Below are 25,741 nucleotides of genomic sequence, written 5' to 3' on the forward strand. Positions count from 1 at the left end.
TCCTGTTCCGCTTTCGGCTATTGCTCGAAAGACTGCAAAAGCGGAAAGGACTTCAGGCTGATATGACCGGCTATCAAATCTTCTGGCCACTCCTTGCCCATGTGGCCCTGGTCTATGGTCTTTATGCGCTTCTGGGTATGCGTCGCGGGAGAATGGTCCGTGCCGGCAAGATCGGAAAATCGGATTATCGCGAAAATCGCGACGAGCCCGCCGAAAGCCTGGTCGTCAAGAATTGCCTTGCCAACCAGTTCGAACTGCCTGTGCTCTTCTATGCCTGCTGCGTGCTTCTCTATGTCACCGAGGCCGATAATCTCGTCTCCGTCTGCCTCGCCTGGGTCTTCGTCGCCCTGCGTTATGCTCATGCGGCCATTCACGTCACCAGCAACGATCTCCGCTACCGCAGCCCGATCTTTGCCGCCGGTTATCTGGTGCTCGCCGCCATGTGGATCTGGCTCGCCGCTTGGATGGCGATGGGGTGAGGCTGCCCGCGCCGCGTGTTCTGCGCGTCACTCACATTCGACAGCTGATCGAAACGAATGCGGCCTCTAGTTGGGCGACGTCGTTGTTCGCGGCAACATCTGTTTTGACAAAGGGCGGGTGCCGCTACTGTCCTGTCGATCTATCCTCTCGGCTAAGATTGTCTCCTTTAAATTCAAGTTGTTACTCCAGAATCGGACCCTTCGAAGTTACAGATGTCATCGCAAGATCGATGACGTCTGTAATCGTTTTTCTGTGGCAGCTATTTCAAATCCGCTGAGAGGCCGGTCGATGAAGCACAACATGATTTCGACAGGAGAATGTCTCGTTGCAGTCGGCCGCTTACCCTGAAAAACGACAGGGATGTCGTTGAAAATGCAACCTCCGCAGGGGTTATTCTAGCCCTAAATATTTTTGGTGGCATCGTTACTAAATCTTAAATCGATTGCTCTTATTTCTGCTTCGAGCGGTACGATTTGCGAGCGGGGCATGGGCAAACGGCGAGATGTGGCGGCAATCCATGGGATGGCAGTGCTACGACTGACGAGATGGGCGAGTACAGCGCTGCCGCTGCTTCTGGCCGTGGAGCCGGTATGGGCGCAGCAGGTCATCGGCGGCAACGACACGGAGATTGTCGATGGCAGTGATGCTAGCGGCACCGGCCCGGGCACACAACCGAGCCCATGGACGAACAATGCCGACCTCCTCATCGGCAGCCAGAACGGCGACGATGCAGCCCTGATCATTCGCAACGGCGGCGTTGTGAGCAATGATACCGGCGGGCTCGGTATCGACCTCGGCGCCAGTGGCACGGTGACGGTCACGGGAACAGGCTCGACCTGGAGCAATTCCGACGACCTGTACGTCGGTTTTGATGGCACCGGAATGCTCAGCATCGATGATGGAGGCGCCGTCGATAATATTGACGGCTATGTCGGCTATTTCTCCGGCGCCGCCAGCGGCATGGTGACGGTCACAGGTAGCGGCTCGAGCTGGACGAATTCACAGGATCTCACCATCGGCTATAGCGGCGCCGGCACTCTGATCATCTCCAATGCTGGAACGGTCAGCAGCGCATTCGGCTATATCAGCAATGATTCCAGCGGCTACGGCGAGGTCATGGTAACAGGCGCAGGCTCGCTCTGGAGCAATTCCGCCGATCTCTCGGTCGGCGAGGCGGGATTGGGAACGCTGACCATTTCGGATGGCGGCTCGGTCACCGCTAGCGAAGGCTATGTCGGCTTCAGCACAGATGGTAATGGTGTGGTCAGCGTGACCGGCGCGGGGTCGAGCTGGGTCAATTCCGGCGGGCTCTATGTGGGCGAATTCGGGACAGGCAGTGTGACTGTCGAAAATGGCGGCTTGGTTTCCGCCTCCGGGGTCCTCATCGCCGACGATTCGGGCGCTGCCGGAACTATAGAACTCGTCGGCAGCGCTGGCAGCGGACGCGGCGTTCTGGAGACTGGTTATATCGATGGAGGCGCTGGCGACGCGAACCTCGTTTTTGACGGTGGCATTTTGCGCGCAACCGGCAATGAGGCGAATTTCCTGGGCGGTTTCAACGCCGGAGAGGTAACGTTCGACACCGGCGGCGCCTTTATCGATACGAACGGCTTTGCCGTCGGCATCGCCACGGATCTGCAAGGCGCCGGCGGTCTTACCAAGCAGGGCACGGGCACGCTGACGCTTTCCGGCACCAACAGCTATACCGGCGTGACGACGGTTGAGGCCGGTACGCTGCTGGCGGGCAGCGCCGGCGCTTTCGTGCAGAACGGCGCCTATGCGGTCAACGGCGGCATCCTTGATCTCGGCGGCTTCGACCTGACCATGACGCAGCTTTCCGGTAGCGGCGGCGAGATCGCGATCGGCAGCGCCGACCTCACGCTCGATCAGGCGAGCGACAGCACCTATGCCGGCATACTCTCCGGCACCGGCGATTTCACGATGCTCGGCAGCGGCACCTTGCGCCTGACCGGCAACAGCTCGGGCTTTGCCGGCACCACCACGGTTTCGAACGGCCGGCTGATCGTCAATGGCAGCCTTGGCGGCATCCTGATGATGACGGGCGGCAGGCTGGCCGGATCGGGTCATATCGGTGCGGTGACTGCCGGCGCGGGCGTTACCATCGCGCCTGGCAACTCCATCGGAACACTGACCATCGGCGGCAACCTCACTTTCGATCCCAACTCCACTTATGAAGTCGAGGTCGATCCCGCCGGCACCGCCAGCGATCTCATCTCGGTCACTGGGATCGCGTTCCTCAATGGCGCCAGCGTTACCCATGTCGGGATGAATGGCGACTACAAGCCTTTCTCTACCTATACGATCCTGACCGCTACCGGGGGGATCAACGGAACGTTCGGGACGGTCACGTCCAATTACGCCTTCCTGGCAGCCGACCTCTCCTATGACCTGAACAACGTCTATATGGAGATCGCGCGCAATGACGTCAGCTTCGCCGACATGGCGGCGACGCGCAACCAAATCGCCGCCGCGCAAGCCGCCGAAAATCTCGGAACCGGCAACGACATCTACGATGCCATCGTCACATTGCCCAATGACGAAACAGAGGTCCAGGCGAGTTACGACGCGCTTTCCGGCGAAATCCATGCCTCGATCAAAACGGCGCTGATCTCGCAAAGCCTGTTTGTCCGTCAGGCCGCCAACGAACGGCTGCGGTCTGCTTTCGGCGATCCGGGCGCGACGATGGTTCCGATACAGGCCTTCTGGCCGGGCGGACCGGAACTGATTGCCGCCGACACGTCGGACAGGCCGGTTTTCTGGAGCACGGCCTTTGGTGGCCTCAGCGAAACATCCGCGGACGGCAATGCCGCGACGCTCCGCCACCAGACCGGCGGCTTTCTCGCCGGCGTCGACACCACCTTCGACGACGTCAGGTTCGGCGTGATGGCAGGCTACAGCAACTCCGGGTTCGATCCGCGGCACCGCGCCTCGTCTGGATCGAGCAATGATTATCACCTCGGCCTCTATGCCGGCACGCAATGGGGCAATCTCGCTTTTCGCTCCGGCCTTGCCCATAGCTGGCACGAGATCGACACCAGCCGCCGGGTCGTCATCGGAAGTTTCGAGGACAGGCTGGAAGCGAGCTACGGCGCCGGAACGCTGCAGGCCTTTGCAGAGCTGGGCTACCGGTTCGATACGGCGGCGGCTTCTTTCGAGCCCTTCGTCAATCTTGCTCACGTGGGCATTCGGGCGGCGGGCTTTACCGAAGAGGGCGGGGCGGCGGCACTCGACAGCGCCAGCCGCACGACAAACACCACGATCGCCACGCTGGGCCTGCATGCCGAAATGGATATCCGCCTGGGTGAGACGAATGCGACCCTGCGCGGCATGTCGGGTTGGCGGCACGCCGCCGGCGACATCGTTCCGCTGTCGACGCACGCTTTTGCCGGCGGCGACGACTTCACCGTCGCCGGTGTGCCAGTGGCGCGCAACGCCTTCGTTCTCGATGCCGGGCTCGATTTCGACCTCAATGCAAACTCCACTTTCGGCATTGCCTACTCCGGCCAGATTGCGGGCAATGCGCAGCAGCACGGGGTCAAAGCGACGCTGTCGGTCGAGTTTTGAGGCGCACCGCGGTTCATGCGACCGAGGGCGTTCAAATCACTGAATCGTCGCCTTGGCGGCGAAGGAGAGGGCTGCCGACCGAACGCTGCACTATCGCGCCCTCCAACCCTGCTTCCATCGTGGAATCCGCAACCATTTCAAGCTTTTCCATGGCGGCGCAACTCAGTCGAGCAGAGCTAGAGTCCCGATTTTAATAGGCTTTTACCGGTCGTTAAAATACGAGCGTTTCCGTTTACGGCCGATGAACACCTGCATGTCATATCGGCTCGATGCGCCGGTGGCAGATCGCTTCCGCCGCGAAAAACGATAAGAATGGGAACGACATGGGCGCGGAAAGCATGGATCGCATCGGCCTGCGCAGGACGCCGAAGCAGGAGCGCAGCATTCAGAGGCTGGATCTCATTCTTGCCGCCGCCGCCAAGATCATCGCGAAAAAAGGCGTCAGCGCCATGCGGATGACGGAGCTTGCCGTCGCCGCCAAGGTGCCGATCGGCTCGGTCTATCAATATTTCCCGGAAAAGGCGGCGATCGTCAAAGCGCTGTTCGATCAGCACGCGTCGGCGATCCAGGCGAAGACGGCGGCGATGTTCACCGATGTGCAGTCGCTGGACCAAGCGCTCGACCTCGTCTGCGCCACCATCGACTGGTATTACGAATCCTATCGCGACGATCCCGTCTATCTCGGCGTTTGGATGGGCACGGAGACTGATCAGGATCTGCTGCAGCTGAACATCGAGCATAGCGGCCGCGTCGCCGGCATTTTCCACGCCGCTGTGGGACGGCTGGCGCCCGACCTGTGCGACGAGGAGATGTACGCGCGCACTTATTTGTTCAGCCACTTGATCGGAGCCGTCATCCGGCTCGCCGCCGTCAGCGAGGAGGCCTTGGCGCGGCGCATGCTCGACGAGTGGAAACGCGTCATCCGCGCCTCCCTTTTCACTGCGAACGTCCAGACCGCCGCCTGAGCGCTATTACCAGCTCGGCACCATATTGGCGGCCTTCAGCCTGGGATAACGCCCCTGGGCGGATTTGACGTCGGCCTCGAGATTGTCGTCGATGACGGCAGGCGTGATGTTGTCGAGGCAGGCGGTGATGTGGGCGGTGATCGCGTTCATCAGCGAGATCGAAACACCCGGCCGCTTCATGATGCCGATCTGCACCGGTGGCAGCGCGGGGAAGCCGTCCGCCTGGCTCAGCACCTTCATACCCGTCCGCAAAGCCGATTCCGGCATCACCGAAACCGCCATGCCGGCAAGCACGGCCGCGGCAACGACGGTGCAGGACCAGCTGGTGAACAGGATCTGGTGTTCGCGGCCGACGGCATCGAGCGCCGAACAGGCAAGCTGGCGCCACTGGCAGTCGCGCCGCCCGACCGCCAGCGGCACCGGCGCGTCGTCGCGGATCGGATGGTTGGCCGACCCGACCCAGCAGAGCGGCTCGGTTCTGACCACATCGGACATACGCTCGCGTGGGTTATGGGTGACGAGCGCGATATCGAGCTCGCCCTTATGCATGCGCTCGGCAAGATCCACCGAGGGCTCGCAGACGATGTAGAGTTCGACATTCGGATGCGTCTTGGCGAAACGGCCGATGATCTCCGGCATATAGCGGTCGGCATAATCGTCCGGCGTGCCGATGCGCAGCGTTCCTTCCAGCCTGTTGTCGTCGAAGGCGGCGATCGCCTCGTTGTTGAGGCGGATGATGCGCCGGGCGTAGTTGAGCAGCTTCTCGCCCTCAAGCGTCAGCCGGTTGCCGCGGCCGTCCTTGATGAAGAGCTGCTTGCCGATGCGTTCTTCGAGACGGCGCATCTGCATGGAGACGGCCGACTGGGTCTTGTACACCTTATCGGCGGCCTTGGTGAAACTGCCGGAATCGACGATGGCGATGAAAGTCTGCAACTGGTCGAGATCAAGAGGCGCGGACATGGCTTCACCCATAAAGATAGCTGATGATAACCATTAGAAACATTCGTTGGACTGATCAATAGGTCTTTGGCATCTTCGGGGTGCAAATCAAGCAAAGTGAAGGACAGACACCCTGCCTGTCCAAGCGGAATTCAGCTTGCTCCTTCCCGCACGACCTCGCGGGAGGGGTGGGTTGCGTTGCGCCCGATCTAAAACGTTACAGCGCCCTTCGTACGTCTGAAAAGACGCGCGGCGCTGTACAGAAAGGAGAGTTCAATGCGCATGACAGACCAGACACTCGAACTCGACTGCGGCAAGCCGACCCCGACGTTTTCCCAGCGTCTGGTGGCAGGTCTCGCACCGTTGGGCTCTCTCTTTCGCGGGTTCCGCAATCGTATGGAGATCAACAGGCTGCATGATCTGAGCGATACTCAGCTGAGGGATATCGGCCTCACACGGGCCGACCTCACCTCTGCGTTCCTGGCTTCGACCTTCTTCGAGGACCCGTCGGAACATCTGACGCGCTCGGCCCGCAATCGCTGGCGCTTGTCGTCATTTCTGCGCTCCTACGAAGAGTAGGAGCGTCGAGTTTCCCCGCAGGGTGATAGCCAATAGCCCTGCCGCTTGACCCGGTGATCGGCTTTTCCCAAGCCATCTCCGGGTTTTTTTATGCGCGCCGCATGAACCGGTTTCACCCGCCTTAGGTTTCCGAGGAAGGCTTTGGCCGATAGGTTTCGAAGATCGCTTCCAGGTTCTTCTGATAGCTCTTCTGCACTTCGAGGCCGCTGTCGAACATCGCGTTCAGCATCGCCGCATAGCTTTCGGCATTGGCCTTCGCCTCTTCCTTCGGTGCCTCAGGAGCCTTGGGAGCCGGCTGCTGAGCGGCCGGCTGCTGGCCAAGTCCCATCATTTCCTGGAAGGCTTTGGTGAAGGGATTGTCGAGGAAAGGGTTCGGCTGCGGCGTCGGCTCCGGCTTCGGCACCGAAAACATCAGCTGCATCGCCTGCGTGAACGGATTGTCGAAGATGTTGGGTTCCGGAGCAGCCTTCGGCTTCGGTGCGAAGCCGGTGCTCTCGAGCCATTTCTGGATGCTCTCGCCCATCGCGGTGTTGACGAAGGGATTGACGGGCGACGCCATCTGGCCGGTCGTCTGCTTGAACAGCCCGCCCATCAGCGTGTCGGCCAGCACCGGCAACATCTGCTTGTAAATGTCCTGGCCGATGCCGGTCATCTGCGCAGCCTGGGCGGCGACCGCGCGCGAAACTTCCTTCGAGCCGAAAAGCTGGGCAAGGATGTTGTTGCCGTCGGAAATGCCCTCCGGCGTGAAGGCCCGGCTCATATCCTCGAAATAGCGGGCGTAGTTGCCGGAGGCGACCGCCTGCATCAGCCCGACGAAATCATAAGGGTTGCTGGTGCTGCGCTTCAGGCCGGCGGAAAAGGCCGGCATCAGGGCGGCCATCGCCTTCGTCGCCTGTTCCTGCGCCAGATTGAACTGCCGGGCGACCGCCTCCATCGCCGCGCCGTTCTGCGCCTGCATCATCATGTCGAAGAGTGGCAGCATGGAGGTCCCTTTCCCCGAGTCGTGACGCGTGTAACGTCACTATATCCGGAAATGGTAATGCGCAAACGGCTTTTTGCCAGAGGCGCTTAGGACGGTCTCAGTACTGATAGTCCTCGAAGACCGGCTCGACGGAACCCTGCCAGCGGCCGTTGTAGAGCGACAGCAGATCCTCGGCGAGCGTCGCCTTCTTGGCGAGCACTTCGTCGAGCGGCGCCAGGAAGATGCTCTCGTCCTGGCCTTCCCCATTGAGCTTGCCGCGCGCCTTGAGGCCGGCCCTTGAAATGCCGACCACTTCGCGCGCCATGTCGAAGAGCGCATGCCCGCGAAACTCTGCTTTCAATCCCTCGGCGGGAACGGCGTTGCGCAGGGCGCTGACCTCGGCAAAGCTCCAATCCTTGGTCAGTTCGTCGGCCGCGTCGAGTGCCGCGTCGTCATAGAGCAGGCCGACCCAGAAGGCCGGCAAGGCGCAGATGCGCCGCCAGGGGCCGCCGTCCGCGCCCCGCATTTCGAGGAAGCGTTTCAGCCGCACGTCGGGGAAGAGTGTCGAAAGATGGTTGGTCCAGTCGCCCATCGTCGGCGAGGGATCGGCGACCTCGCCCTTCAAGGCGCCGTTCATGAACTGGCGGAAGGTGACGTGCGTACAGTCGTGATAACGCCCATCCCGGACAATGAAATACATCGGCACGTCGAGCGCCCACTCGGCATAGTCGTGGAAGCCGAAATCGTCGCGGAAAGTGAAATCGAGCAGGCCGGAACGCCGGTTGTCGACATCGCGCCAGATATCGCCGCGCCAGGAAAGCAGCCCGTTCGGCTTGCCCTCGGTAAACGGGGAGGAGGCAAACAGTGCCGTCGCCATCGATTGCAGCTTCATCGAGACGCGTATCTTCTTGCGCATGTCGGCTTCCGAGGAGAAGTCGAGATTCACCTGGATCGTGCAGGTGCGGTACATCATGTTGAGACCCTTGGTGCCGACTTTCGGCATATAGCGGGTCATGATCTCGTAGCGAGATTTCGGCATCTGCGGGGTTTGCGCATAGGTCCATTTCGGACTGCCGCCGATGCCGAGGAAACGGATGCCCATCGGCTCGGCAATCTCGCGCAGCGTCGCCAGATGCTGGTTCGATTCCTTGCAGGTCTGATGGATCGTCTCCAGCGGCGCGCCCGACAATTCGAACTGGCCGCCGGGCTCGATCGAGATCGCGCCCATGCCGTTCTGTTCGGCAAGGCCGATGATGTTGCTGCCGTCCAGGATCGGCTCCCAGCCGCTCTTTTTCTGCAGGCCGGTGAGCAGGGCGGAGATGCTGGCATCGCCGAAGTAGGGAACCGGGCTGTTATCGGCGCGGAAGAAGGCGAACTTCTCATGTTCGGTGCCGATCCGGAAGCGCTCCCGCGGCTTGTTGCCCGCGGCGAGATAGTCGGTCAATTCCTGGACCGAAGAGAGCGGCGTCTGGTCGGTAGTGTCGCGGGCCATGCGGGGTACCTGTATTCGAAAAGCGCCCAGGGGGCCGGGCAATTGGAAGGTGATTAGGACCCAAGCCACGTATGTTGCAAGTGAAATTCTTTCAACGAGGCATCAAAAAAACAGCAGTGATTTCCGCGTCAACCCGTTTTCGCAGTCACGTCCAGTCGCCGATCGCCGCCTGGACCACCGCCAGCGCCGCAACGGCCGCCGTATCTGCCCTGAGGATGCGCGGCCCGAGTGGAATGGCAGTGACGAAATCGAGGTTTCGAAGCCGCGCCCGCTCTTCTTCCGAAAAGCCGCCTTCCGGCCCGACGAGCAGAGCGAGATGCCTTTCCTGGATGCCTGCCAGCACCGGCAGCGGGTTTTGCCCGGCATCGCCCTCATCGCAATAGATGATGCGCCGCTCGCGCGGCCAGCGGTCGAGCAGGTCGGAAAGCCTCACCGGCTCGGCCACCTCAGGGATGCCGAGAACGCCGCATTGCTCGGCGGCTTCCACGACATTGGCGCGCAGCTTGTCGAGATTGGTGATCTTGCCCTGCACGTGCTGGGTCATGACGGGCTGCAGCAGGCCCGCGCCCATTTCGACCGCCTTCTGCACGAGATAATCCATGCGCCCGACCTTGAGCGGCGCGAAGAGATAATGCAGGTCGCAAGGGGCCGGCTGCGGCCGCGTCTGCTCGGTGGCCATCAGCTGGATGCGCTTGCGCGTGGGGAAGGAGAGGGAGGCCTTCCACTCGCCGTCACGGCCGTTGAAGAGCAGGATCTCCGCAGCGTCCTCCATCCTCAGCACATTGGCGAGATAGTTGAACTGATCGGCATTCGCCTCCACGACGCCGCCGCTGGAAAGCGGTGCATCGACGAAAAGCCGTTGCATGCGGAAATTGGCGCGCATTCGAAAAACCTGGGGTCTCAGACAAAGAGCGCGAACATAACCCAATAAATCATCGCCGCAAGCACTGCCGACACCGGCACGGTGATGATCCAGGCAGCGATGATCGTCATGAAATGCGAGCGGCGCACCAGATAGCGCCGCCGCGACTCGTGGATATTGGGCTCTTCCGGCTCGTCGATATCAAAGCTCTCGGTTTTGCGCCTGATATAGGCGATGCGCCGCTTGGAATGGCGGGTGTACCATTCGCGGAAGAAACCGACGCCGAAGACCGCGCCGACGGCGATATGGGTGGTGCTGACCGGCAGGCCGAGCCAGGAGGCGACGATGACGGTGAAAGCGGTCGACAGTGCCACGCAATAGGCGCGCATCGGATTGAGCTTGGTGATCTCTTCGCCGACGAGACGGATGAGGCGCGGCCCGAAGAGCAGCAGGCCGACGGAGATGCCGAAGGCGCCGATCAGCATCACCCAGAGCGGCGGATGCCCGGCGCCGCCATCACCGCCGACACCGGCCGAATGGACGATCGCCGAAAGCGGCCCGACCGCGTTCGAAACGTCGTTTGCCCCATGCGCGAAGGAAAGCAGCGCCGCGGAGCCGATCAGCGGCAGCCGGAACAGCACCCGCAGCGAGCTGTTGCGGTTTTCGAGATTCTGCGCTTGGGCGAGGACGAGCGGCCGGGCGCCAAGCCAGCTCACCAGCCCGATGCCGATCCCGATGAGGATGATCGTCAAAGAAGGAAACCGGCCGGCAGGCGACAGCTGCAGCACCATATAGGCCATGAAGCCGCCGGCCATCACCGCGACCAGGACCGGCACCCAGCGCCGGGCCGCCGCGATCTTGTCTTCGCGATAGATGATGAGGGTCTTGACGAGATAGAGCAGGCCGGCCGCGATCAGCCCGCCGATCAGCGGTGAGGTGATCCAGCTCGAGGTGATCTCCAGCATCACCCGCCAGTTCACCGGCTCCGGCCCGACGGCGGCGATGCCGGCGCCGATCACCGCGCCGACGATCGCATGGGTGGTGGAAACCGGCGCATTCATCCAGGTGGCGAGGTTGATCCAGAGGGCCGCCGCGGTCAGCGCCGCCATCATGATCCAGCCGAGCACCGCCGGCGGCACCCGGCCGGCATCGACGATGTCGGAGGAAATCGTCCTGACCACTTCGCCGCCGGCGATCGTGGCGCCCAGGACCTCGAAGATCGCGGCGATGACGAGCGCCTGGCCCATCGTCATGGCGCGTGCACCGACGGCCGCGCCGACATTGTTGGTCACGTCGTTGGCGCCGATATTCATCGCCATGTAGCCGGCAAGGGCCGCCGCCGCCACGACGAGCACGGCTCCCGGCCGGTCGAAGACGTAAACGCCTGCAAAGAGCATGACGAGGCCGACGAAAATCAGCCCAAGACCGGGCGCCACCAGCAGTCGCACAACATGTTTCGTCACGTCCTCGGCATGGCTGATCTTGTCAAGATCTTTGTCGAGCGTGCGTTTCGTGAGAACTGCGGGACGTGGCGGCATTCTACTTCCTGAGGATGAACCTGCTTTGACACCGCTTTTCTAGCAGCGCAAGATGGCAGGATTCATTCCGCCGGAATCTGCTTCGCCTGAACCCGTTTCGCTTGGCGGGCCGCAAGTCTGTCGGCCATCTTTTGCTTGAAGGCGAGGAAAAGGTGGCGAAGCTCCGGTTCGCGCACGCGCCCGGCGGCTTCATCGAGCGAAACCCATTCGATGGTGCGCTCGCCCTTTTCCTTGAAGTTCTTCGCCATGTCGGTGACTTCGAGTGCATAGACCTGCACCCTGCAGACCACCTGCACCCCGTCGCGCAGCACTTTCGGATAGGTGTAGGAACCGAGCGTTTCCGCCTCGACGGAGCCGCGGACGCCGGCTTCCTCCAAGGCTTCCTGCATGGCAACCTCATGCGCGCACTTGCCGTTCATCGGCCAGCCCTTGGGAATGACCCAGCGGCCGGTGTCGCGGCTCGTCATCAGGAGCGCCTCGACCTCACCGCCCTTCTTCTTTACCCGGTAGCAGAGCGCACCATATTGCTGTCGCGGCGGGCGCCGGAACATAAGCTGCACATCGGATGCCAATCGGGCGAGAAGAGTCAATTGTCGGGTCACCTTCACAGTGGTTGTTAGGAATCACTCATATACGTGTATCACGGAACGCTGACACAATCCAAAGCCGCAGGCGATCCGAAACATGATTTTATCGCCGTTCATAGGGGAAATCGAGCTGGGGCAGGCTCAGAAATCCGTCACGACCTGTCTCGAATGCGCCAATTGCACAGGTGTACAATATGGCTTCGTCCGGACGCCTAATCAATGGCGGGAGCAATTGTTCCACGATAATTTTGCGAGTGTGGTAACTATGCGTCTATCGCTCCCAATAGGGAACGGGTCCGTAAAGCTCGGCGAGATAGTCGATGAACAGCCGCACCTTGGCCGGCAGGAACTGCCGGCTGGGATAGACGGCCGACAGCGCGACATTCTGCGAGCTCTCATAGGCCGGCAGCACCTGCACCAAACGGCCGCTCCGGAGTTCATTGCCGATATCCCAGGTGGAGCGTAGCGCGATCCCGAGGCCGGCGATCACCGCCTCGCGGATCACTTCGCTGGAATTGGTGATGAGCATGCCCTCCGGGCGTAAGCTCAGCGGGCCCTCCGGCCCGTTCAGCCGCCAGGTGTCGTTGTTGTGCGCCGGCAGGCAGCGGTGGTGTTTCAGATCGTCGATGGTTCCGGGCTCGCCATGCGCGGCAAGGTAATCCGGCGAAGCACAGAGCAGCCGGCGCACCGGCGCCAGCCGGCGGGCGACGAGGCTGGAATCGGTGAGCTCGGCGATACGGATCGCCAGATCGAAGCCGCCGCCGACGATGTCGGAGAATTCGTCGGTCAGCACCAGGTTGATCGCAAGCTCCGGATGCGCCTCCATGAACTGCTTCAGATGCGGCGCGATATGCATGCGCCCGAAGGAGGTCGGCGCCGAAATCTTCAGCGTGCCGTGCATCTGCGCCGAGCGGCCGGAAATGTAGAACTCGGCCTCCTCCAGCCCGGCGAGAATGCCGAGGACGCGATCATAGAAACCCTGGCCGGCTTCGGTCAGCGAGATCTGCCGCGTCGTGCGCTGCAGAAGCCGGGTGCCGAGCCGATCCTCCAGCCTTTTGATCCGCTTGGAGACGACGGCCGGGGAAAAGCCGAGCGCGCGCCCGGCGAGCGACATGCTTCCCGTTGCGACGACCTTGGCAAAGATTTCGAGATCACCCAGATTGGTCATGAGGTTTACGACTTTTTCCCCTTTTGACATAAGTGCTTAGCATTTGCGCCGCTTTCGGGAAAGTGCTAAGCCGATGATCGGCGGCAGGCAGATTTGCGGGCCTCTTTCCGCCGTCATTTTCCGTCGTCAGGGCCAGGGAGAACGCCATGTCCGACGCCATTCCGTTTCTCGCCCCGCGCGCTGATGTTCTGGCGCGGCGCGCTCAGATCGTCGCCGATCTGAGCGACCTGCTGCCGCCGGAATGCCTGGTCCACGAGGCGCGCGAGCTGGTGCCGTTCGAAACCGATGCCTTCGTTTCCTACCGTCGCCTGCCGCTCGCCGTCGCGTTGCCGCGCACCACGGCCGAGGTGGCGGCCGTCATGCGCTATTGCCATCGCTATGGGATTCCCGTGGTGCCGCGCGGCGCCGGCACCTCGCTCTCCGGCGGCGCCATCCCGCAGGAGGATGCCGTCGTGCTCGGCCTGTCGAAGATGAACAGCATTCTCGAAATCGATCTGCCGAATCGCGTCGCCGTGGTGCAGGCTGGTGTTACCAACCTCAATATCTCCGAAGCTGTCTCCGCCGACGGCTTTTTCTATGCGCCCGATCCGAGTTCACAGCTTGCCTGCACGATCGGCGGCAATATCGGCATGAATTCCGGCGGCGCCCACTGTCTGAAATACGGCGTCACCACCAACAATCTGCTCGGCGTCAGAATGGTGCTGGTCGACGGTACGGTGATCGAACTCGGCGGTAAGGCGCTGGATGCGGCGGGTTACGATCTGCTCGGCTTGGTCTGCGGCCATGAAGGCCAGCTCGGCATCGTCACCGAGGCGACGGTGCGGCTGATCGCCAAGCCGGAAGGCGCGCGCCCCGTGCTCTTCGGCTTCGAAACCTCGGAAGAGGCCGGCGCCTGTGTTGCCGATGTCATCGCCGCCGGCATCATCCCGGTTGCGATCGAATTCATGGACAAGCCGGCGATCGAGATCTGCGAGGCCTTCGCCCATGCCGGCTATCCCCTCGATGTCGGGGCGCTGCTGATCGTCGAGGTCGAGGGTTCGGAAGCCGAGATGGACGCCACGCTGAAGGAGATCGTGGAGATCGCCCGCCGGCATGGCGTGAAGACCGTGCGTGAATGCCAGTCGGCGACGGAAGCGGCCTTGATTTGGAAAGGCCGCAAATCCGCCTTCGGCGCCACCGGCCGTATCGCCGACTATATCTGCATGGACGGCACCGTGCCGCTCAGCCAGCTTTCCCATGTGCTGAAGAGGACCGCCGAGATCGTCGACCACTACGGACTGCGCGTCGCCAACGTCTTCCATGCCGGCGACGGCAACATGCACCCGCTGATCCTCTTCAACGCCAATGACCCGGAGGATGCCGCCCGCGCCGAAGCGGCCGGCAACGACATTCTGAAGCTCTGCGTCGATGCCGGTGGCTGCTTGACCGGCGAGCACGGCGTCGGCATCGAGAAGCGCGACCTGATGCGGCATCAATATTCCGAGGCCGATCTCGCACAGCAGATGGCGGTGCGCGCCGCTTTCGATCCCGGCTGGATCCTCAACCCATCGAAAGTCTTCCCGCTCGAAGGGCGCCCTGCCGCATGATCGATCTGATGCCGACCAGCGAGGAACAGGCGGCGGCGATCGTCGCCGCCCATGCGGAAACGAACCGGCCGCTCGCCATCTGCGGCGGCGATACGCGCTCGGGTTTCGGCAATGCCGTTGCATCGGAAGACCGGCTGCGCTCGATCAGGCTTTCCGGCATCGTCGCCTACAATCCCGGCGAGATGGTCATGACGGTCCGCTCGGGCACGCCGCTTGCCGAGGTCGAGGCGGCGCTTGCCGAAAGCGGCCAGATGCTCGCCTTCGAGCCGATGGATCATCGCCCGGTCATGGCCAGGTCGGGCGAGCCGACGATCGGTGGTGTCTTCGCCGCCAATGTTTCCGGCCCGCGCCGCCTCATTGCTGGCGCTGCTCGCGACAGCCTGCTCGGCGTGCGCTTCGTCAATGGCAGGGGCGAGATCATCAAGGCCGGCGGCCGGGTGATGAAGAATGTCACCGGCCTCGATCTCGTCAAACTGATCGCCGGCTCGCATGGCACGCTCGGTTTTATCACCGAAGTCACCTTCCGCGTGCCGCCGTCTCCGAAGACCGAGCGGACGGTGGTCTTGTCCGGCCTCAACGATGCCGAAGCGGCCAATGCCATGGCGGCGGCGATGGCCCTGCCGGTCGAGGTTTCGGGCGCGGCCCATCTGCCCCTGACGGTGACGTGGAAATTCCTCGCCGGCAAGCTGCCGGAAGGCGAGGCGACGGTGCTGCGTATCGAGGGACTGCCGGGCTCGGTCGACGTGCGCGTCGAAAAGCTTGCGGCGGCGATGTCTGCGTTCGCAATCGTTACCAGACTGGAGCAGCCGGAGAGCCGCAGGCTCTGGCAGGAAATCCGCGACGTGCTGCCCTATGCTGACGGCACCACGCGACCCGTCTGGCGCGTCTCGGTCGCCCCCGGCACCGGTCATCAGCTGGTGGCAGCCCTTCGTTTGGAGGCTGGCGTCGACGCCTTCTACGACTGGCAGGGCGGCCTCGTCTGGATGAGGATGGAAGCAGGCCCCGAAGCGGAGTTGGTGCGCCGCTACATCAAGGCGCTCGGCGGCGGCCATGCGACGCTGATCCGCGCGTCGGCTGCGGCGAGGGCGGCAACGGCGGCCTTTCATCCCGAGCCCGAGGCGGTGGCGACGCTGTCGCGGCGGGTCAAGGAGAAGTTCGATCCGGCGGGGATTTTTAATCCGGGGAAGATGGGGTGAGAAGATGAGTTTGCGCGCGAGGCACCCCCCTCTGTCCTGCCGGACATCTCCCCCACAAGGGGGGAGATCGGCAAGATGCTGGATCATTGTTCCCCATCTACCGTATAGGCGTCATGGCGCCTTAGTTGTTTGGGGAAGCCGTCAACCCCATCCGATCTCCCCCCTTGTGGGGGAGATATCCGGCAGGACAGAGGGGGGTATCCCCGGCAAAACTTCCAATATTCATGGGAGGCGCCGCTAGATGCAAACCAACTTCACCCCCGCCCAGCTCCTCGACCCCGATGTCGCCGAATCCGAGCAGATCCTGCGCAAATGCGTCCATTGCGGTTTCTGCACAGCCACCTGTCCCACCTATGTGACGCTCGGCAACGAGCTCGACAGCCCGCGCGGCCGCATCTATCTGATCAAGGACATGCTGGAAAACGGCCGTGCCGCTGATGCCGAGGTCGTTACTCATATCGACCGCTGCCTCTCTTGCCTCGCCTGCGTCACCACCTGTCCCTCGGGCGTCGACTACATGCATCTGGTCGATCACGCCCGCGCCCATATCGAAAAGACCTACAAGCGCCCGTTCATGAACCGGCTGACACGCGCCATCCTGGCTGCCGTACTGCCCTATCCCGACCGGTTTCGCTTGGCGCTCAACCTCGCCCGCCTGGGACGGCCTTTTGCCGGCCTGATGCGCGGTAATACGCTGAAGCCCTTCGCCGCCATGCTGGCGCTTGCGCCGCGCCGCGTGCCCGCCGCTTCGGCCTTCGCAAAGCCCGGCACGCATGGGCCTGAGGCGCAGCGGCGCGGCCGGGTAGCCATCCTGACCGGTTGCGCCCAGCCGGTGCTCGACCCTGGGATCAACGAGGCGGCGATCCGGCTGCTGACTCGGCTCGGCATCGAGGTCGTGGTGCCGGAAGGCGAAGTCTGCTGCGGCTCGCTCGTCCATCACATGGGCCGCGCCGAGCAGGCGCTCGCCAGCGCCCGCGCCAATGTCGATATCTGGACGCGCGAGATCGAAGGGCAGGGGCTCGACGCGATCATCATCACCGCCTCGGGCTGCGGCACGACGATCAAGGATTACGGCCACATGCTGCGCCTCGACCCCGCCTATGCCGCAAAGGCGGCCAGGGTTTCGGCGCTCGCCAAGGACGTCACCGAATATCTCGCGACCCTCGACCTGCCTGCGCATATGCCGAGGGGCCTCACGGTCGCCTATCATTCCGCCTGTTCCATGCAGCACGGCCAGCGCATCACCCTTGTGCCGAAGCAATTGCTGAAAGCGGCGGGCTTTACGGTGCGCGATCCCGCCGAAGGCCATCTCTGCTGCGGTTCCGCCGGCACCTACAATATCATGCAGCCTGACATTTCGGCGGCGCTGAAAGCGCGTAAAGTGAAGAACATCGAGGCCACCAAGGCCGATATCATCGCCACCGGCAATATCGGCTGCATCACCCAGATCGCCACCGGAACCAACATTCCGATCCTGCATACGGTTGAGCTTCTCGATTGGGCCTATGGCGGCGCTGTGCCTGAAAAATTAACGGGTTTGCCCTTAGGCTGAAACCTCTGACGGCCCGCCTGGCCGTTCTCGGGAGGTTAGGCGATGTGGCGCGGAATGATTGTTTTTGCGGGTTTGCTCGGGCAGGCGGGCATGGCCCACGCCGACAGCCGCTTTTTCTGCTCGGCCGATGACAAGCAGGCACGCTTCACGCTCGAAAGCGGCTTCGAAAGCGATGCCGGCCATCGGCTCAACCATTTCCGCGGTGCGATCGTCGTCAAGGATCCGGCCCAGGCGACCGCATTCGGAAAGCGTGTTTTTGAATCGCAGCATCTGACCAATCATTGGTCCCATGACGGCGATCTGCTCCTGGAAGTCTTCGACGGGGGTGATGACGATACCGGCGGGGCAACGCTGGATCTGGTGGTGGTGGCCGGCGAGCGCGGCAAGGCCGCGGCAAATTTCGGCGGCACCTATTCCCTGACGATTGCAGGCGGCAGCGCGCCCTATGCCGTCGTGGGCAAGGTCAGCTGCGGCACGAAATAAGCGCCGCAGCCGAATTTCAATTCATTACCAGTGGAACGATACGCCGACGTTGACGGCATTGGTGAAGATGTTGGTCTTCAGCCGGTCGCCGCTGTCGATCGGAACGTCGACGCGCGAATAGGTGCCCTTGTATTCGACGAAGGTCGACCAGCGCTCGGTCACCTTGAAGTCGACGCCGGCCTGAGCCTGCAGCGTCACGCCGCCGAACTCGTAAGCCCAGGTCTTGCCCTCGGGGCGAATCACTTCGACATGCGGAATGTTCACGCCGACACCGGCGCCGAGATAGGGCGTCCAGCGGCGGGTCGGATCCTGGAAGCGATAGAGACCGTTCACCGTGAGCAGGTTCAGGCCGTCGGTGAATTCGAAATGCGACCAGCCCGCCTTGGCGAGCGTGTCGTCGTCGGCATAGACCTTGTCATGGGTGTAATCGAGCGAAATACCCCAGTTCGGCTTGTTGAAGTTCTCGAGCCACCAGGTAACGCGGCCGCCGTAGTAAGGCGGGCTGCCGAAGGACTTGCCTTCCCAGCCGGCGGTGAAATGCGTGCCGTCCGAGACGTCGACGCCGCTGTGCGGCGCTGTCTGATAACCGCCGTAAATGGAGAATTCCAGATCTTCCGCCGAGGCGGAGGCTGCTGAACAGATGGTGAAAAGCGCGATGCCCGCAAGCAGGGAGGCGGAGGAACGCAGCGCATATGTCATTGAATAGCCCCGATATTGCAAATATGTCGACTCTTAGGCACGTGTGCCAGCTTTCCGCCGTAAAGTCTAAGGAAAAGAAAAGGCGCGTCAAACCGCGCCTTTCGTTTTTTCGAAAGTGTTGCTCAGCCGCCGAACATCGTGCGCAGCACGTCGATGCCCCTGTCCTCGAACGCCACCTTGCCCTGGCGGTTGCCGGGGCCGACGACGATCACCTTGGTGCCGACGGGGGCGCGATCGTAGAGATGCATCACGTCGGCGTTCATCATGCGGATGCAGCCGGAAGACATGTTGAGGCCGATCGTCCAGGGCTGGTTGGTGCCGTGGATGCGGAAGATGGTGTCGCGGCCGCCCTGGTAGAGATACATGGCGCGGGCGCCGAGCGGATTGTCCTCGCCGCCTTCCTGGAAAGCGGGAATGATGTGGCCCTTGGCGGCCTCGCGGCGGCGCATCTCGGCCGGCGGCGTCCAGCTCGGCCATTCGGCCTTGCGGCCGATCTTGACGATGCCCGACCAGCCGAAGCCGTCGCGGCCGACGCCGATGCCGTAGCGGGTGGCGCGGTTGTTGCCCTCGATGAGGTAGAGATACTTGTTGTTGGTATCGACGATGACGGTGCCGACCGCTTCCGTCGTCACCAGGCGCACTTTCTTGCGCTTGAACTGTGGCTTCACATATTTCGGCATCTGCGCCACGCGCACGATCTGCGCCGGCCGCTGTGCGCCGTCGGAAGCCGGGCCGGCAGGCGCGGCAAAGGCTGACGTGGACATCAAGGACAGGACAAGTCCGGCCGCGGCCAGTCCCGGCATCAATTTGATCATATTTGGCTCCCCTCAAGCAAATCCGCTCGAAGCTACATGATCTTTTGCCCGATTCAAGATCGGTATGGCCGGATAAAGCAATTTTGGCGAGTGGGGCCGCTTGTTCTTGCCGCCCCCAAGCTATTGCAGGCGCCGTTACATGACGATGACGCGGGTTCCGACGTTGACGCGGTCGTAGAGATCGACGACGTCCTCGTTGCGCAGGCGGATACAGCCGGAAGAAACGGCGCTGCCGATCGACCAGGGGGCATTGGTGCCGTGGATGCGGTAGAGGGTCGAGCCGAGATACATGGCGCGTGCGCCGAGCGGGTTTTCCGGGCCGCCGTCCATGCGTGCCGGCAAATAGTGGCCCTTGGCGGCTTCGCGGCTGATCATCTCGGAAGGCGGCGTCCAGTCCGGCCATTCCGTCTTGCGGGTGATCTTGTGGACACCCGCCCATTCGAAGCCCGGCTTGCCGACGCCGACACCGTAGCGCCGCGCCTTGCCGCCTTCCATCACCAGGTAGAGAAAGCGGTTGTTGGTATCGATGACGATCGTGCCGGGGTTTTCTTTGGTGTCGTAGTCGACCATCTGCGGCAGGAATTGCGGCTCGATCGGATTGCGGATCGACGGTATGCCGGGCTTGATCGCCGAAACGGTCTGGGGTGCCGCCTGCGGCGCCTGACGCAGGACGCGGCGCTGGAAGAGGCCGCGCTGCTGCCGCTGGACGACCGGGCGCTGATAGACGACCGGGCGAACCGTGCCGCCGAGCTGATTGATCCATGGTGCGGTCAGGTCGGGGCTGAGCACGACGGGCGGGCGGGTGGCGTAGCGGTCGTCTGCAAGGGCGGCCGTGGAGAAGATGCCGGCAAGGGCTGCGGCAAGAACAAGGTGTTTCATCATCGGACGAACTCTCTACAAATGACCGAAAATGCGCTGGCGGGACATCGCCGCCCGCTGAGACGCTGCCACCCTATCCGCCAGCGAATGGTAAAGATCGAATCATGAAAAGCCGACCGACCGGATAAACTTTTCGTCAGGGTTATCGATCGGTTTGGAAAGACGGTTGGCAAATGGTAAAGCCGGAATCAGAACCGGAGAACGGGGCCGACCCGGAGAACGAAGCGGACATGAGCACGACTGGCATCATCATCGGCGAGGACGGCAGGAGCCGCTGCCACTGGCACGCCAACCTGCCGGATTATCTCAAATATCACGATGAGGAATGGGGCCGCCCCGTCACCGACGACATCCGCCTCTTCGAGAAGATCTGCCTCGAAGGCTTCCAATCCGGCCTTTCCTGGCTGACCATCCTGCGCAAGCGGGAGAATTTTCGCGCCGCCTTCGCCGGTTTCGATTTCGAGAAGGTCGCCCTCTTCGGCGAGGGGGATGTGGCGCGCTGCCTTGCCGATGCCGGCATCATCCGCCATCGCGGCAAGATCGTCTCCACGATCAACAATGCCAGGCGCGCCATCGAGCTCCGCGACAAATTCGGCTCGCTCGCCCATTATTTCTGGCGTTACGAGCCCGGCCATAACGAACGGCCGGCGGTGGTCGACCGGGACCACATCGTCGCCAATCCGACGACGCCGACGTCGGTGGTCATTTCGAAAGATCTGAAGAAACGCGGCTGGACCTTTGTCGGCCCGACCACAGTTTATGCCTTCATGCAGGCGATGGGTCTCGTCAACGATCATCTGGAGGGCTGTTATTGCCGGCCCGAGGTGGAGGCGATGCGCAGCGCTCTGGTGCGCCCATGAGAGATGCATTGATGAGAACCATGATCGCCGCTGCTACGCTGTTTCTGCTGACGGCCCCAGCCATGGCGCAGGCGCCGCAGCTGGAGCCTGGCGAGAAGCTGGAAAAGCTGCAGTTTCCCGCGGTCGCCATGCAGCTGAAGGGCTGGACGAAGTTCGGCAGCAGCCACGTCTATACGCTGCCGGTGCGCGCCGGCCAGCATGTGAAGGTCAGCTTTGCCACGAAGAGCAAATATGCCTTTCTGGCGATTTTCGACCTGTCGAAACCCGATGACGAGGCTTTCTTCGGCACCGACGAAGACGGCATGAACTTCGAAACGACGGTCAAGGAAAATACGACCTGGCTGCTGCGGCCTTATTATTCCAAGGTCTCGCCGCGCCGCGGCCTCGGGGCTCCCTTCAGCGTGCTGATCGAGCCCTTGGCGGCTGCCCCGCAGCAGCCGCAGCCGGCGGCCGAGCCGGAGCGCCCGTCGCTCTTTCCGAAGGCGCCCCCCAGGCAATAAGCGCTTCGATCCGGGCTTAGAGCATGTCGCGCAAAAGTGTGCAGCGGTTTTGCGGATAACGACATGCGTAAAAACAAAGACCTAAAGCGCGGGGAGCGAATCTGAAAGATCGCGAGGCGCTTTAGGCCAGCCGGTCGATCAGGTCGCGCAATTCACCGAGATGGCCGATCTTGCGAAAGCGTGGCGCCTCCGTCGGCTCGTCGACATGTTCCAGCACCCAGGTCAGTTCATGCGGCACGAAGACGCCGTAGCTGCCGGCGGCGATGGCCGGCACGATGTCCGATTTCAGCGAATTGCCGACCATCATCGCCCGCTCCGGCCCGTCGCCCACCTTGGCGAAGATGCGGCGGTAGGTGACGGCCGTCTTGTCGGAAACGATTTCGATGGCGTCGAAGAAGTCGCCGAGCCCGGATTGGGCAAGCTTGCGCTCCTGGTCGAAGAGATCGCCCTTGGTGATCATGACGAGCAGATATTTGCCGGCAAGCGCCTCAAGCGTATCGCGCACATGCGGCATGGTCTCGACCGGATGGTTGAGCAGATCGCGGCCGGTATCGAGGATCTTGGCGATGACGCTTGCGGGGACCTTGCCCTCGGTGATTTCGATCGCCGTCTCGACCATCGACAGCGTGAAGCCCTTGATGCCGAAGCCGTAATGGCGAAGGTTGCGTTTTTCCGCCTCCAGCAGCCGTTCGGAAATCTTCGGTCCTTCGGCGAAATCCGCAAGCAATTTCGTGAAATGCTCTTCCGTCAGCCGGTAATATTGTTCGTTCTGCCAGAGCGTGTCGTCGGCATCGAAGCCGATCGTGGTCAGTGGACGCGTCGCCATATGCGCACCTCTTGAATAGGGCCGGCAATCTATCGGCCGCCTGTGTCGAGACAAGGGCGATTACCTCAAGCTGCGGCAAGTCGCGGCGTTGAAAAGCGCCGCCGCCGCACTACATCGAGGTTGCCTCACCCTGCAGCCAGCTACGGCTGTGCCTGTCACGCGCAGGCCAATAATCAAAAAATGAAGTTCGCCAGTTCGCAAGCCCCTCTTGCGGCAGACACAAGGGAATTTTCGACCATGCGTTACAATCAGCTCGGAAATACGGGACTTTTCGTCTCGGAAATTTGTTTGGGCACCATGACCTTCGGCGAAGCCAAGCAGGGCAGCGCCTGGGGCGCCATCGCCGACGTCGACCAGAATGCCGCCGACCGGATCGTTGAGCGCTCGCTGGCATCGGGTGTCAATTTCATCGATACGGCCGACGTCTATTCTTTCGGCGAGTCCGAAAGGCTGCTCGGCCAGGCGCTGAAGAACCTCGACGTACCCCGCAAGGACGTCGTCATCGCCACCAAGGTCTATGGCGTCATGGGCGACAAGCCGAACGACCGCGGCGCCTCGCGCGGCCACATCATGGATTCCGTCGAGGCGAGCCTGAAGCGCCTGCAGACCGATCATATCGACCTCTACCAGATCCACGCGACCGATACGGTCACGCCGATCGAAGAGACGCTGCGGGCCTTCGACGATCTCGTCTCCCGCGGCCTCGTGCGTTATATCGGCGTCTCCAACTGGCAGGCTTGGCGTATTTCCAAGGCGCTCGGCCTCTCCGAGCGCCGCGGCTTTGCCCGTTTTGAGAGCGTGCAGGCCTATTATTCCATCGCCGGCCGTGATCTCGAACGCGATATCGTGCCGATGATGCAGGAGGAGAAGCTCGGCCTGATGGTCTGGTCGCCTCTTGCCGGCGGTCTGCTCTCCGGCAAATACGGTCCCGGCGCGCCCGGCAACGGCGAGGGCCGCCGCGCCAATTTCGATTTCCCGCCGGTCGACAGGGACAAGGCCTGGGCCTGCGTCGCCGTCATGCGCGAAATCGCCGAAAAGCACGGCGTCAGCGTCGCCACCGTGGCGCTCGCCTATATCCTCGCCAAGCCTTTCGTCACCTCTGTCATTATCGGCGCCAAGCGCGTCGACCAGCTCGACCAGAACCTGGCGGCGGTCAAGCTGAAGCTCGATGAAGGGGATATGAAGAGGCTCGACGAGGTGAGCGCCCTTGCGCCCGAATATCCCGCCTGGATGCTGGCGCGACAGGGCGCCGGCCGCCGCCCGGCGGATTTCGAGCCGAAGGGCTGACAGCGCGGCTGAACTGCTGGGAAACGCCTGATATCAGGCGTTTCAGTTTGTTGACAAAGTCTCCTCCGTCATGCTCGGCCTTGTGCCGAGCATCTAACCACCGCAATTGTTTGACAGGAAACAGCACAAGGCCGAGGATGACGTCGTGGGTGTTGCCGCGGTTTGTCAGCAGCCTCTGGGAACGCCTGAAACAGGCGCTCCCTTCCCTTAATCATGTTTACTTGCCGTGGGCCTTGAGCCAGGCATTCATCTCGGCGATCTCGGCTTCCTGCGCCTTGATCACCGCTTCGGCGAGTTTGCGGATTTCGGGATCCTTGCCGAATTGGAGCTCGACCTTGGCCATGTCGATCGCGCCCTGATGGTGCGGGATCATACCGCGGACGAAATCGACGTCGGCATCGCCGCTATATTCGATCATCATATCCTTGTGCATTTTGTCGTTCGCCTCGCTGAAGGCATGGCTGGCCGCGTCATGGCTGCCCATCGGCTTGCTCATGTCCATGGGCATGTCCTCGGCAAGGGCAGGCGCGGCAATGACGGCGAGCATGGCGGATAAGGCGATGATTTTCAAAGACATGAGAGTTCCTTTCTCTGTCTGCAATAGGTTTACCGGACGGCCGAGGCCGCCCATTCTGCGTGGAGAATGCGGTGTCAGGCCAGTCGGGGAGGTGGCGCCTGCGGAGCGGGCCTGTTGTCATCCAGCGCGCGGGCAAGCGGCGGCGCGGGATAGCCGAAAACAGATTTTCCGCCGGCCGTGACCACCACTGTCGGCGGCAACAGAAGACAGACAGCGCAAAGCGGCATATGTGCGGAGTTTCCGCTGGCGCAGGGATCTTTCGGGATAGCAGCCTGGCCAGCTCCCTCGGGCATGTTCATGCCTGATATCTCGTGGTGCATGTTGCCGCTCTCGGCGGCGACCGGTGCATTCATCGACACGCATGTCGGACAGCCCGCCCATGCGGACATGGCGCCGTAGACCAGCCAGCCGAGAAACATCGTGATGAGAGCGAGCGTGCGCATGATGTTTCATATAGGCGCGCGATGGCAGCAAGCCAAGCGCGGCCGGCGGTCACATCATGACCAGGCAGCAATGACCTTGTGCTCGATCCGGTAATCCCTGCTTTCCTCGCCGAGCGGCGCGACCGGCCATGTCCAGGCTGCTTTTGCCGGTGGCGGCGAGACGCCGTGCAGCAGGTCGGCCTCCTCATGCGTTTTGCCGTTGCGGTCGATGACGGCATAGGAAATATCGGTCACCAGGCAATGGCGGCAGGCAAGCCCCGAGAGCCCGTCAAGATGCGCGCCGATCAGCCTTTCCACGGTATCTTCAGGCATTCGACCGGCGTCGGCCTCGTGCCGCCGTTTCACGCCGCGGCCGATCTGCGACAGCAGATTGGCGGAAACCACGAAATCGAGATAGGGCACGGAGCGCAGGAAGCCGAGCGGTTCCGGCTCGCCTCCGGCCGCAAGCTCGTCATAGCCGGAAAGATCGCGCTCGATCAGCCTGATATTGCGATAGCCCTTGACCGCAAGCCACAGGCGTACCGAGGCGAGATGAACGAGATCGATGAGGACGACGGTGTCGAAGCTCCTTGCCAGTTCCTCGATCGGCACGTCCCGCAACAGGCCGGAACCGAGCACGACGGCGGTGCGCTTCTGCCTGAGACCGGCCGCTGCCGCCCGGATCGCATCGCGGCTCATCTCTTCATGCCCAGCCCAATCCTTGGCGCAGCGGCCGGCGCGGGACCAGAGATTGACGGAATAGCGGATGAACTTTCGGTGCGGCTTGCCGGTAAGCGGCAAGGTCGCGGCATAGAGAAGCGCTTCAGCGATCATGATGCATATCCCGCATTCTGATGGATGCCCCTTCGTTCAATCGATTCTGGCAGCCACATCAAGACCCTT

25 protein-coding genes are annotated in these 25,741 nt (G+C 62.3%); 11 read left to right on the forward strand and 14 right to left on the reverse strand.

Annotated features, from left to right (window positions below; genetic code table 11):
• Window positions 1-62 precede the first annotated feature (62 nt).
• The 3 genes from ATY78_RS01460 (at window position 63) to ATY78_RS01470 (ending at window position 5,030) form a co-directional block, all read left to right on the forward strand.
• Window positions 63-479 (forward strand): MAPEG family protein, encoded by a 417-nt coding sequence (locus ATY78_RS01460; protein ID WP_088680561.1) that lies wholly within the window; start codon window positions 63-65, stop codon window positions 477-479.
• Between the two features lie 523 nt (window positions 480-1,002).
• Window positions 1,003-4,065 (forward strand): autotransporter domain-containing protein, encoded by a 3,063-nt coding sequence (locus ATY78_RS01465; RefSeq protein WP_245313467.1) that lies wholly within the window; start codon window positions 1,003-1,005, stop codon window positions 4,063-4,065.
• A gap of 323 nt (window positions 4,066-4,388) precedes the next feature.
• A complete protein-coding gene (locus ATY78_RS01470; protein WP_088680828.1) occupies window positions 4,389-5,030 on the forward strand; it encodes a TetR family transcriptional regulator in 642 nt (213 codons plus the stop codon).
• 6 nt (window positions 5,031-5,036) lie between these two features.
• On the opposite strand, the gene ATY78_RS01475 is transcribed toward ATY78_RS01470, so the two are convergent.
• Complete coding sequence (locus ATY78_RS01475; protein ID WP_088680563.1) at window positions 5,037-5,990, reverse strand: LysR substrate-binding domain-containing protein; 954 nt, start codon at window positions 5,988-5,990, stop codon at window positions 5,037-5,039.
• Between the two features lie 255 nt (window positions 5,991-6,245).
• On the opposite strand from ATY78_RS01475, the gene ATY78_RS01480 reads away from it, so the two are divergent.
• Window positions 6,246-6,548, forward strand: coding sequence for a DUF1127 domain-containing protein (locus ATY78_RS01480; RefSeq protein ID WP_088680564.1), 303 nt, complete (start codon window positions 6,246-6,248; stop codon window positions 6,546-6,548).
• A 121-nt stretch (window positions 6,549-6,669) separates the two neighbouring features.
• Here ATY78_RS01480 and ATY78_RS01485 read toward each other — a convergent pair whose 3' ends face one another.
• From ATY78_RS01485 to ATY78_RS01510, 6 genes are all read right to left on the reverse strand, one after another.
• Window positions 6,670-7,530 (reverse strand): DUF937 domain-containing protein, encoded by an 861-nt coding sequence (locus tag ATY78_RS01485; protein ID WP_088680565.1) that lies wholly within the window; start codon window positions 7,528-7,530, stop codon window positions 6,670-6,672.
• Window positions 7,531-7,627: 97 nt separating this feature from the next.
• Window positions 7,628-9,001, reverse strand: a complete 1,374-nt coding sequence (locus ATY78_RS01490) for a glutamate--cysteine ligase (RefSeq protein WP_088680566.1) — start codon at window positions 8,999-9,001, stop codon at window positions 7,628-7,630.
• Window positions 9,002-9,146: 145 nt separating this feature from the next.
• On the reverse strand, window positions 9,147-9,884 hold the full coding sequence (locus tag ATY78_RS01495) for a 16S rRNA (uracil(1498)-N(3))-methyltransferase (RefSeq protein ID WP_088680567.1): 738 nt from the start codon (window positions 9,882-9,884) through the stop codon (window positions 9,147-9,149).
• A 17-nt stretch (window positions 9,885-9,901) separates the two neighbouring features.
• Entirely contained in the window at window positions 9,902-11,401 is a 1,500-nt protein-coding gene (locus tag ATY78_RS01500; RefSeq protein WP_088680568.1) for an inorganic phosphate transporter, read from the reverse strand.
• A gap of 62 nt (window positions 11,402-11,463) precedes the next feature.
• Entirely contained in the window at window positions 11,464-11,991 is a 528-nt protein-coding gene (locus ATY78_RS01505; RefSeq protein ID WP_088680569.1) for an NUDIX hydrolase, read from the reverse strand.
• A gap of 268 nt (window positions 11,992-12,259) precedes the next feature.
• Window positions 12,260-13,156 (reverse strand): LysR family transcriptional regulator, encoded by an 897-nt coding sequence (locus ATY78_RS01510; RefSeq protein ID WP_088680570.1) that lies wholly within the window; start codon window positions 13,154-13,156, stop codon window positions 12,260-12,262.
• Between the two features lie 146 nt (window positions 13,157-13,302).
• On the opposite strand from ATY78_RS01510, the gene ATY78_RS01515 reads away from it, so the two are divergent.
• From ATY78_RS01515 to ATY78_RS01535, 4 genes are all read left to right on the forward strand, one after another.
• Entirely contained in the window at window positions 13,303-14,742 is a 1,440-nt protein-coding gene (locus ATY78_RS01515) for an FAD-linked oxidase C-terminal domain-containing protein (protein ID WP_088680571.1), read from the forward strand.
• Window positions 14,739-15,938: a glycolate oxidase subunit GlcE gene (gene glcE / locus ATY78_RS01520; protein WP_088680572.1), complete on the forward strand. Its 1,200-nt coding sequence runs from the start codon at window positions 14,739-14,741 to the stop codon at window positions 15,936-15,938. The genes ATY78_RS01515 and glcE overlap by 4 nt, the downstream gene beginning before the upstream one ends.
• A 241-nt stretch (window positions 15,939-16,179) precedes the next feature.
• A complete protein-coding gene (gene glcF / locus ATY78_RS01530; RefSeq protein WP_088680573.1) occupies window positions 16,180-17,490 on the forward strand; it encodes a glycolate oxidase subunit GlcF in 1,311 nt (436 codons plus the stop codon).
• 42 nt (window positions 17,491-17,532) lie between these two features.
• Window positions 17,533-17,973, forward strand: coding sequence for a hypothetical protein (locus ATY78_RS01535; protein ID WP_088680574.1), 441 nt, complete (start codon window positions 17,533-17,535; stop codon window positions 17,971-17,973).
• 24 nt (window positions 17,974-17,997) lie between these two features.
• Here ATY78_RS01535 and ATY78_RS01540 read toward each other — a convergent pair whose 3' ends face one another.
• The 3 genes from ATY78_RS01540 to ATY78_RS01550 form a co-directional block, all read right to left on the reverse strand.
• Window positions 17,998-18,672, reverse strand: coding sequence for an outer membrane beta-barrel protein (locus ATY78_RS01540; protein ID WP_088680829.1), 675 nt, complete (start codon window positions 18,670-18,672; stop codon window positions 17,998-18,000).
• Between the two features lie 122 nt (window positions 18,673-18,794).
• Entirely contained in the window at window positions 18,795-19,487 is a 693-nt protein-coding gene (locus ATY78_RS01545; RefSeq protein WP_088680575.1) for a L,D-transpeptidase, read from the reverse strand.
• Between the two features lie 135 nt (window positions 19,488-19,622).
• Window positions 19,623-20,369: a L,D-transpeptidase gene (locus ATY78_RS01550; RefSeq protein WP_088680576.1), complete on the reverse strand. Its 747-nt coding sequence runs from the start codon at window positions 20,367-20,369 to the stop codon at window positions 19,623-19,625.
• A gap of 227 nt (window positions 20,370-20,596) precedes the next feature.
• On the opposite strand from ATY78_RS01550, the gene ATY78_RS01555 reads away from it, so the two are divergent.
• Entirely contained in the window at window positions 20,597-21,226 is a 630-nt protein-coding gene (locus ATY78_RS01555) for a DNA-3-methyladenine glycosylase I (protein ID WP_088680830.1), read from the forward strand.
• Window positions 21,223-21,726, forward strand: a complete 504-nt coding sequence (locus ATY78_RS01560; RefSeq protein WP_088680577.1) for a hypothetical protein — start codon at window positions 21,223-21,225, stop codon at window positions 21,724-21,726. The genes ATY78_RS01555 and ATY78_RS01560 overlap by 4 nt, the downstream gene beginning before the upstream one ends.
• 121 nt (window positions 21,727-21,847) lie before the next feature.
• On the opposite strand, the gene ATY78_RS01565 is transcribed toward ATY78_RS01560, so the two are convergent.
• Window positions 21,848-22,552, reverse strand: a complete 705-nt coding sequence (locus tag ATY78_RS01565; protein ID WP_088680578.1) for an HAD family hydrolase — start codon at window positions 22,550-22,552, stop codon at window positions 21,848-21,850.
• A 237-nt stretch (window positions 22,553-22,789) separates the two neighbouring features.
• On the opposite strand from ATY78_RS01565, the gene ATY78_RS01570 reads away from it, so the two are divergent.
• Window positions 22,790-23,839 (forward strand): aldo/keto reductase, encoded by a 1,050-nt coding sequence (locus tag ATY78_RS01570; RefSeq protein ID WP_088680579.1) that lies wholly within the window; start codon window positions 22,790-22,792, stop codon window positions 23,837-23,839.
• A gap of 217 nt (window positions 23,840-24,056) precedes the next feature.
• On the opposite strand, the gene ATY78_RS01575 is transcribed toward ATY78_RS01570, so the two are convergent.
• The 3 genes from ATY78_RS01575 to ATY78_RS01585 all read right to left on the reverse strand — a co-directional run bounded on the left by ATY78_RS01575 (window position 24,057) and on the right by ATY78_RS01585 (window position 25,672).
• Window positions 24,057-24,416, reverse strand: coding sequence for a DUF305 domain-containing protein (locus ATY78_RS01575; RefSeq protein ID WP_088680580.1), 360 nt, complete (start codon window positions 24,414-24,416; stop codon window positions 24,057-24,059).
• 74 nt (window positions 24,417-24,490) lie between these two features.
• Window positions 24,491-24,859 (reverse strand): hypothetical protein, encoded by a 369-nt coding sequence (locus ATY78_RS01580; RefSeq protein ID WP_088680581.1) that lies wholly within the window; start codon window positions 24,857-24,859, stop codon window positions 24,491-24,493.
• 54 nt (window positions 24,860-24,913) lie between these two features.
• Window positions 24,914-25,672: a hypothetical protein gene (locus tag ATY78_RS01585; RefSeq protein WP_088680582.1), complete on the reverse strand. Its 759-nt coding sequence runs from the start codon at window positions 25,670-25,672 to the stop codon at window positions 24,914-24,916.
• Between the last annotated feature and the right edge of the window lie 69 nt (window positions 25,673-25,741).

The sequence above is a fragment of the Rhizobium sp. R635 genome (genome assembly GCF_002211285.1).
GTDB lineage: Bacteria > Pseudomonadota > Alphaproteobacteria > Rhizobiales > Rhizobiaceae > Rhizobium.

Bases quoted from the DNA above. Each gene is read 5' to 3' on its own strand.
- ATY78_RS01585 (WP_088680582.1), bottom strand. From the start codon at position 25,672: ATGATCGCTGAAGCGCTTCTCTATGCCGCGACCTTGCCGCTTACCGGC.
- ATY78_RS01570 (WP_088680579.1), top strand. From the start codon at position 22,790: ATGCGTTACAATCAGCTCGGAAATACGGGACTTTTCGTCTCGGAAATT.
- ATY78_RS01540 (WP_088680829.1), bottom strand. From the start codon at position 18,672: ATGACATATGCGCTGCGTTCCTCCGCCTCCCTGCTTGCGGGCATCGCG.
- ATY78_RS01515 (WP_088680571.1), top strand. From the start codon at position 13,303: ATGTCCGACGCCATTCCGTTTCTCGCCCCGCGCGCTGATGTTCTGGCG.
- ATY78_RS01575 (WP_088680580.1), bottom strand. From the start codon at position 24,416: ATGTCTTTGAAAATCATCGCCTTATCCGCCATGCTCGCCGTCATTGCC.
- ATY78_RS01485 (WP_088680565.1), bottom strand. From the start codon at position 7,530: ATGCTGCCACTCTTCGACATGATGATGCAGGCGCAGAACGGCGCGGCG.
- ATY78_RS01465 (WP_245313467.1), top strand. From the start codon at position 1,003: ATGGCAGTGCTACGACTGACGAGATGGGCGAGTACAGCGCTGCCGCTG.
- ATY78_RS01550 (WP_088680576.1), bottom strand. From the start codon at position 20,369: ATGATGAAACACCTTGTTCTTGCCGCAGCCCTTGCCGGCATCTTCTCC.
- ATY78_RS01460 (WP_088680561.1), top strand. From the start codon at position 63: ATGACCGGCTATCAAATCTTCTGGCCACTCCTTGCCCATGTGGCCCTG.
- glcF (WP_088680573.1), top strand. From the start codon at position 16,180: ATGCAAACCAACTTCACCCCCGCCCAGCTCCTCGACCCCGATGTCGCC.
- ATY78_RS01560 (WP_088680577.1), top strand. From the start codon at position 21,223: ATGAGAGATGCATTGATGAGAACCATGATCGCCGCTGCTACGCTGTTT.
- glcE (WP_088680572.1), top strand. From the start codon at position 14,739: ATGATCGATCTGATGCCGACCAGCGAGGAACAGGCGGCGGCGATCGTC.
- ATY78_RS01565 (WP_088680578.1), bottom strand. From the start codon at position 22,552: ATGGCGACGCGTCCACTGACCACGATCGGCTTCGATGCCGACGACACG.
- ATY78_RS01535 (WP_088680574.1), top strand. From the start codon at position 17,533: ATGTGGCGCGGAATGATTGTTTTTGCGGGTTTGCTCGGGCAGGCGGGC.
- ATY78_RS01490 (WP_088680566.1), bottom strand. From the start codon at position 9,001: ATGGCCCGCGACACTACCGACCAGACGCCGCTCTCTTCGGTCCAGGAA.
- ATY78_RS01510 (WP_088680570.1), bottom strand. From the start codon at position 13,156: ATGACCAATCTGGGTGATCTCGAAATCTTTGCCAAGGTCGTCGCAACG.
- ATY78_RS01580 (WP_088680581.1), bottom strand. From the start codon at position 24,859: ATGCGCACGCTCGCTCTCATCACGATGTTTCTCGGCTGGCTGGTCTAC.
- ATY78_RS01555 (WP_088680830.1), top strand. From the start codon at position 20,597: ATGAGCACGACTGGCATCATCATCGGCGAGGACGGCAGGAGCCGCTGC.
- ATY78_RS01500 (WP_088680568.1), bottom strand. From the start codon at position 11,401: ATGCCGCCACGTCCCGCAGTTCTCACGAAACGCACGCTCGACAAAGAT.
- ATY78_RS01475 (WP_088680563.1), bottom strand. From the start codon at position 5,990: ATGTCCGCGCCTCTTGATCTCGACCAGTTGCAGACTTTCATCGCCATC.
- ATY78_RS01545 (WP_088680575.1), bottom strand. From the start codon at position 19,487: ATGATCAAATTGATGCCGGGACTGGCCGCGGCCGGACTTGTCCTGTCC.
- ATY78_RS01480 (WP_088680564.1), top strand. From the start codon at position 6,246: ATGCGCATGACAGACCAGACACTCGAACTCGACTGCGGCAAGCCGACC.
- ATY78_RS01470 (WP_088680828.1), top strand. From the start codon at position 4,389: ATGGGCGCGGAAAGCATGGATCGCATCGGCCTGCGCAGGACGCCGAAG.
- ATY78_RS01495 (WP_088680567.1), bottom strand. From the start codon at position 9,884: ATGCGCGCCAATTTCCGCATGCAACGGCTTTTCGTCGATGCACCGCTT.